The 5924-nt window shown below is 66.7% G+C and carries 9 protein-coding genes and 1 pseudogene; 7 read left to right on the forward strand and 3 right to left on the reverse strand.

Features of this window, described 5'->3' with window-relative positions:
* The first annotated feature begins 231 nt into the window (after positions 1-231).
* The 7 genes from MZTS_RS22215 (at position 232) to MZTS_RS22245 (ending at position 3877) form a co-directional block, all read left to right on the forward strand.
* Positions 232-714 (forward strand): Hsp20 family protein, encoded by a 483-nt coding sequence (locus tag MZTS_RS22215; RefSeq protein WP_192285439.1) that lies wholly within the window; start codon positions 232-234, stop codon positions 712-714.
* A gap of 90 nt (positions 715-804) precedes the next feature.
* Complete coding sequence (locus MZTS_RS22220; protein ID WP_192285440.1) at positions 805-1329, forward strand: Hsp20/alpha crystallin family protein; 525 nt, start codon at positions 805-807, stop codon at positions 1327-1329.
* 113 nt (positions 1330-1442) lie between these two features.
* Positions 1443-1847 (forward strand): hypothetical protein, encoded by a 405-nt coding sequence (locus tag MZTS_RS22225; RefSeq protein WP_246482227.1) that lies wholly within the window; start codon positions 1443-1445, stop codon positions 1845-1847.
* 77 nt (positions 1848-1924) lie between these two features.
* The gene (locus tag MZTS_RS22230; RefSeq protein ID WP_246482228.1) at positions 1925-2206 is read left to right on the forward strand and encodes a hypothetical protein; all 282 of its coding nucleotides are present in this window, start codon (positions 1925-1927) and stop codon (positions 2204-2206) included.
* Between the two features lie 26 nt (positions 2207-2232).
* Positions 2233-2721 (forward strand): NADH dehydrogenase ubiquinone Fe-S protein 4, encoded by a 489-nt coding sequence (locus MZTS_RS22235; RefSeq protein WP_192285442.1) that lies wholly within the window; start codon positions 2233-2235, stop codon positions 2719-2721.
* Positions 2722-2860: 139 nt separating this feature from the next.
* Positions 2861-3265, forward strand: a complete 405-nt coding sequence (locus MZTS_RS22240; RefSeq protein WP_246482229.1) for an SPW repeat protein — start codon at positions 2861-2863, stop codon at positions 3263-3265.
* Positions 3266-3316: 51 nt separating this feature from the next.
* A complete protein-coding gene (locus MZTS_RS22245; protein ID WP_343068833.1) occupies positions 3317-3877 on the forward strand; it encodes a phosphate-starvation-inducible PsiE family protein in 561 nt (186 codons plus the stop codon).
* A 502-nt stretch (positions 3878-4379) separates the two neighbouring features.
* Here MZTS_RS22245 and MZTS_RS25720 read toward each other — a convergent pair.
* The 3 genes and pseudogenes from MZTS_RS25720 to MZTS_RS22255 all read right to left on the reverse strand — a co-directional run.
* Positions 4380-4488: pseudogene (locus MZTS_RS25720) on the reverse strand (IS5-like element ISMra2 family transposase); the annotation flags it as partial.
* A 48-nt stretch (positions 4489-4536) separates the two neighbouring features.
* The gene (locus MZTS_RS22250) at positions 4537-5289 is read right to left on the reverse strand and encodes an ABC transporter ATP-binding protein (RefSeq protein WP_009865309.1); all 753 of its coding nucleotides are present in this window, start codon (positions 5287-5289) and stop codon (positions 4537-4539) included.
* Positions 5286-5924: FecCD family ABC transporter permease (locus tag MZTS_RS22255; protein WP_192285444.1), on the reverse strand; the 639-nt coding region annotated here is incomplete at its 5' end. The genes MZTS_RS22250 and MZTS_RS22255, both read right to left, overlap by 4 nt.

Consider the following 5924-nt stretch of genomic DNA (forward strand, 5'->3'; position numbering starts at 1 on the left):
GGTTCATAACAGCCTCTAGGAGAAACGCTCCGCCAGCGGCGGCCTCTTCATCGGCAGCGGCACCGTGCGGCAGTTGCGGAATACAGGCAAAAAATTCCGGCGCATCTCGGAACCGGCCTGTGCTTGCCGCGTTACGCGCGTGCGAGGCCCGGTATGGGCTCGCACCATGGGCACCGGACGCCCGATGTCCGGCGTCCCTTGTAGTCACGTTGCTCATCGGAGGATGTGGTTATGAGGACCTACGACGTTGCGCCCTTGTTCCGTTCGTCCGTTGGCTTCGACAGGCTGCTCGATCTGCTGAGCCAAGCCGAACGGGCCGAAGCGACAGCCGCTTGGCCGCCCTACAACATCGAGAAGGTGGCTGAGGACGAGTACCGCATCACCATGGCGGTGGCCGGCTTCACGCCGGACGAGATCGACCTCACCCAGCACGATACCGTGCTTGTGGTCACCGGCCAGAAGAAGGGCCAGGAGGGTGATCGCCAGTACCTGCATCGCGGTATCGCCGCGCGTGCGTTCCGCCAGACCTTCAATCTGGCCGATCACGTGAAGGTCACCGGAGCCGCCCTGGAGAACGGCCTGCTCACCGTGAACCTCAAGCGCGAGGTGCCGGAGGCGCTCAAGCCCCGCCGCATCGCCATCGGCGGCATGCAGGTCGCCATCGGGCAGGACAACGCGCCTGCACAGGTCGAGGACCGCGCCAAAGCGGCCTGATCTCGACGAGGAACGACACGGATCTCGTGCGGGTCCTGTGCCCGCGCGGAAGGTGACATGCCCTCAACCATGCTGATGGAGACGAAAGCCATGAGTGTGAGAGATCTGATTCCCTGGGGCCGCGGCACGAACGCCCCCGTGCCGAGCCGAATGCGGGATGAGCCCGCGAGCCCGTTCCTAACGCTCCACCGTGAGATGAACCGTCTGTTCGATGAGGTGTTCAGCGGCTTCAGCACCGGAGCCCTCGCGCCGGCGATGCGCGGTCTCGGGTGGCCGAGCGTCGAGGTGGTCGAGACCGAGCAGGGTCTGCGCGTCTCGGCCGAACTGCCGGGCCTCGATGAGAAGGATGTCGAACTCTTCATCGAGGACGGCATCCTGACGTTGCGGGGCGAGAAACGGTCCGAAACGAGTGACAAGGAGCGCGGCTACACGGAGCGTTCCTACGGCCGCTTCGAGCGCAGTATCGCCCTTCCCTTGGCCGTCGAGGAGGACAAGGCCGAGGCCTCGTTCAAGAACGGCGTGCTCAGTGTGGTGCTGCCGCGCTCGGCCAAGTCACCGGAGCGAGGGCGGCGCATCGCGATCAACGGCGGCACGCCGCAGACGACGGCGCACTGAGGCGCACGCTCCCGGTTCTGGGAAAGCCAACGACTGAACGCATGAAACGGCGGCCGGCGCGGACCAGCGGGTCACGCCGGCCGCTGAACCTTTGCTCGATTGAGGAGGGACCCATGCAGCAGCAGATTGAGGCACCCGTCGAACGGCTCGGCCCGCTGGCCTCGGCGACGCTCCAGCCATCGGCCGTGGACGCGTTCGAGGTCTTCGTGGCACCGGGTGACGTCTTCAGGCACCCGCGCGAGGTGCTGACCTATCCCGGCCTTACCACGGCCGAGAAGCGCGTCATCCTGGCATCCTGGGCGTCCGATGCCCGGGCGGTCGAATCATGCCCAACCCTGCGCTGCCTGCCGGGATGTCGGGCCGAGCCCGTCCCGCTCGATGCCATTCTGGCCGCGCTGCAGGCGCTGGATGAAGGGCCGATCAACCATCCGGCAGCGAGGGGAGAGCCGCGGTTGCCGTTCGCGTTCGGACACCGCGGCGATCGCGAAGCAGCGTCATGGCGGAACAGCCTCAACTAGGAGGGAGCGATCGCATGACGACCTTACACCTAAAGGATTGGCGCCATCGGTGGTCCTGGGAGCAACGCCGGTGGTCCATGGGTACAGCGCGAGAGACGAACGCGGCGCTGCTGACGGATTGGCTGCTCTCCATGTGCCTTTGCGTCAGCCTCGCGTCGATCCTGCCGGGATCGATCGCAGTTTGGGCGCTGGCGGCCCTGTTCTCAGTGGCAGGCTACGTCTGGCTCGCCCTTGCCATCATGCAGGCCGGTCCGCCGGCCGCAAGCCCGCACCTCACCGCCTGGGATGCGGCCCTGCTGTCGTTTGCCGCCAGCTTCTGTGTACAGACAGCCACGTATCTCGGAGCGTTAAACCCCTGATCGGATCAAGGGATGGAGACGCAGCCATGCAGGAAACCGTAGCCGGGATCGGACACAACAATCCGCCGGTCGTGTGCAACCCGGCGCCCTGGCTCGCCGGCGCACACGCGGTCATACGCCGCCGCAAGCGTCCGATCGAAACCGCAGGTCGGGCCCGCGAGAACGACTGGATCCTCAGCTTCGAGCGGCGCACACCCCCGGAGATCGACGAGATCATGGGCTGGACGGGCAGCGGCGACACCCTGGCCACCGAGGTTCGGCTGACCTTCGCCTCTCGGGCCGAGGCCGTCGCTTATGCGGAGCGCCAAGGGCTGGACTACGACGTCGAGGCTGAGCCTGAACGCGTTCCGCAGGCCAGCCTCGTGTCGCCGCGGTTTTGGGCCCGGTGCGATAGGCATGCCTTCGGCAGGCCGTTGGTTATTCGCTCTCGATCTTCGGTGGGCCAGGACCTCGGTGACCAGACGGCACCAGGGACGAGCAGTACATTGGGTGAGTTCGCCGCCATCGCTGCTTGAGCGCCTTGGTGATGGACGACCATCTCCGCTGCCGGACCCTCAGGTCCGGCAGCGGAGATCATAGCAGTTTTTTACTGAACCATTCGAACGGCCGCTCCAGAGCGGACACCATCTGCGATCTGCAAGCATGAGGCGGATCATGAGCGGGAACTGGAGAGAGCACATCGAATCCTACACATCGTGCGTCATTGCACTTGCCGTGTTTCTGTTTGCGGCCCCCTGGGTCTGGGGCTACTCGGGCGTGCCAAGAGCGTCTTGGAGCGCCTGGATTAGCGCCATGGTCGTGGCAGGCTTGGCCGTCGTCTCCTGGGTTTGGCCGCCACTACGTGCGGAACGTGCCAACCTCTTCGGCGGCCTCTGGTTGATACTCGCGCCTTGGGCTCTGCACTTCACCGAAAGCTCCGGTGCGTTTTGGACACATGTCTGCGTGGGGGCTGGTGTGATGGCGTTTGCGGCAGCGGAAACCTGGATTCTGCACCGTGCCAGCTGGGCGGAAATGAAGCCGCATCAAGCGACCGATCTGAGTGGCTCGTATCGCTCGTAGAGTGGCATCGATGCCGTTCCGAGACATGGAAGGCGCAAAGGAGCTCGCAGGGTGGATGAACGTACGACCGAGGACCCAATCAATCTGAACCGGACCCGACGGCGCTTTCCCTACTCGCGACATCTCTCGGCGGCGGCCGACACATTGCGGGAAACGCGCCAGGCGTGGCCGGGCCTGAGCCTCTACGAGCGCTTCGAAGAGGGGATCGTCGTGGTTCTGACCGGCCTCATCGGCCTCGTCATCATCGCCGCGGTGATCAACCTATGCTTCCGCGTGGTGCTGCTGGTGGTCTACGGCTTGCTCGACCCGGCCGAGCACAGCGTGTTCCAGGCCGTGTTCGGCATGATCTTCACGGTGCTGATCGCCCTGGAGTTCAATCATTCGATTCTGAGCGTGCTGCACCGGCAGGAAAGCATCATCCAACTGCGCACCGTCATCTTGATCGCGTTGCTGGCGCTAGCCCGCAAGTTCATCATCCTGGATGCCAGCAAGACCGAGCCTCTGACCATCATCGGACTGGCCGCGGCCGTCCTCGCCCTGGGGGCCGTGCACTGGCTGGTGCGGGACCAGGATCGCAAGGACACGCAAACACGGGGCGCCTGTCCCTCATAACGTCGAGTATATACCATCTCCCTTGAGCAGCATCTTTGAGAGACTATGCTTAGATGCTAGATAAGCCTCCAAAACGGCACCCTGGAAGACGCATTCTCGGGGCTTCCATGCGCCGCGTGTATCTAGGAACGCTCGCTTCCTTCGCGCTGCTGGTGACAGCCTCCGCCGCGGCTCAGAGCTTCGTCGATTCGGACCTCGATAGCGGCAGCGGCATGCCCAGGGACAAGGCGCGAAGCCGCCGTTCGAACCTGGGCGAGGCCCGTCCCACAGACGCCTACGCTATCCCGCAGGTGATGCATCGGTCCGGAGACTTCGACCTTGCGGGTCCACGGCATACCGGCGGGAGACGTGCGGGCCGCACCTCGGGCGACTCCATCCTCGACCGCGGCATCTGTATCGGATGCTGATCACACCAGCCCTGACCCTCGCAGTCGAGGCGCCCGCAACCAGCCCCCAGGGGCACAAACGAGGGACAGGCACGGGCCGGCCCCGGAAGGGTCGGCCCACCGCGCGAGCGACCCAGGGCCTGGTCCGAGGTCGGCTCGGCCGAGGCCCGATCTCCAGCCCCCTTTTTTCGCGCCCGCCGCATGTTGATGCGCACGCACGATGGTGACAGGCGACGCTGAACGAGGAATCACCATCGCGCTCCGGTCTTGCCGTCATAGGCGGCGCTCCAGCATCAAAAGGGCGTCCGCTCCCTGCGCCAGCGCGCCGCGCTCGAAGCGAACCCCGAAGACGCGGTCCAGATCCGGTGAGTCCGCAACCGCTGCAGCGCTGTCGTCACGGATCACGCGCCCGCTTTCCAGGAGCAGAAGCCGGTCGCAATCGAGGACCGCCCGCTCGATGTCGTGCAGGACGACGACGACGAGGCTCCGACGGGCCCATTCACGGAGCCGGCGCATCAGGCCGATGCGGTGGCCGATATCGAGGCTGGCGCCCGGTTCGTCGGCGAGCAGCACGCTCGGTTCCGCGACGAGCGTCGCCGCCAGCAAGGCCCGCGCCCGCTCGCCGCCCGAGACCTGCGACCAGCGACGCGCCGCGAGACCGACGAGGCCGTGGTCTCGCAGCAGGTCCGTGATCTTGAGTGCCGCACCCGGCCGCCGGCTGGCCCCGAGTTCAACAATCTCCTGGACCGTGTAGTCCCAGGCCGGATGGAAGCTCTGCGGCAGATAGCCGATGCGGCGACCGCGCTCGCGGGGCGGCAGATCGGCCAGGGCGGTCCCGTCGAGCATGACGGTTCCGCTGTCCGGTCGCAGCAGCCCGGCCAGGCACCGCAGCAGGGTCGACTTGCCCGCGCCGTTGGGGCCGATGAGCCCGACGAGGGCACCGGGTGCGAGATCGACCGAGACGGCTTCGAGCAGACGGCGCCTCCCGGCCGCAACGGTGAGACGCTCGGCGAGAAGGCGGCTCATGCGCGCATCCGCTGGCGCAGGAGCATCAGGAAGAAGGGGCCGCCCGCTGCCGCGGTGACCAAGCCGAGCGGAATCTCGGCCGGGGGAAGCAAGGCACGGGCGAGACCGTCGCCGACCACGACGAGGACCGCTCCGATCCCGGCCGAGACCGGCAGGACACCGCGATGGCGCGGCCCGACCCACCAGCGCGCGATGTGCGGGGCTGTGAGCCCGACGAAGGCGACGAGGCCGCCATAGGCGACCGCCAGGGCGACGACGGCGGCACCGATGAGGATCGCCCGGCCGATGAAGCGGTCCGTCTCCAGGCCGAACGCCTCTGCCTGATCTTCGCCGAGACCGAGGAGATCGAGACCGTGCGCGAGCGTCAGGCTCAGGCCCACCGCCAGCGCCGACAGACCGGTGAGCCAAGCCAACCCGGCCCAGGTCGGCGTCTGGATGCCGCCCAGCGTCCAGCTGAGGACCAGCTGCAAGCTGACGCTCTCGTCGGACAGGGCCAGCATCAGGAAGGAGCGGATCGCCCCGAGCATCGCCGCGACGGCGACGCCGGCCAGAAGCAGCCCGGCCGCATCTCGCGCGCCCGCGCCGCGGGCGACGGCGAGGACGAGCAGGGTCGCACCCGAGCTATGCAGGATTTT

The organism is Methylorubrum zatmanii, from assembly GCF_014845115.1.
GTDB classification, from domain to species: domain Bacteria; phylum Pseudomonadota; class Alphaproteobacteria; order Rhizobiales; family Beijerinckiaceae; genus Methylobacterium; species Methylobacterium zatmanii.

Coding starts and splice junctions, on each gene's coding strand:
- MZTS_RS22220 (WP_192285440.1), top strand. CDS start 805: ATGAGTGTGAGAGATCTGATTCCCTGGGGCCGCGGCACGAACGCCCCC.
- MZTS_RS22250 (WP_009865309.1), bottom strand. CDS start 5,289: ATGAGCCGCCTTCTCGCCGAGCGTCTCACCGTTGCGGCCGGGAGGCGC.
- MZTS_RS22225 (WP_246482227.1), top strand. CDS start 1,443: ATGCAGCAGCAGATTGAGGCACCCGTCGAACGGCTCGGCCCGCTGGCC.
- MZTS_RS22230 (WP_246482228.1), top strand. CDS start 1,925: ATGGGTACAGCGCGAGAGACGAACGCGGCGCTGCTGACGGATTGGCTG.
- MZTS_RS22240 (WP_246482229.1), top strand. CDS start 2,861: ATGAGCGGGAACTGGAGAGAGCACATCGAATCCTACACATCGTGCGTC.
- MZTS_RS22235 (WP_192285442.1), top strand. CDS start 2,233: ATGCAGGAAACCGTAGCCGGGATCGGACACAACAATCCGCCGGTCGTG.
- MZTS_RS22215 (WP_192285439.1), top strand. CDS start 232: ATGAGGACCTACGACGTTGCGCCCTTGTTCCGTTCGTCCGTTGGCTTC.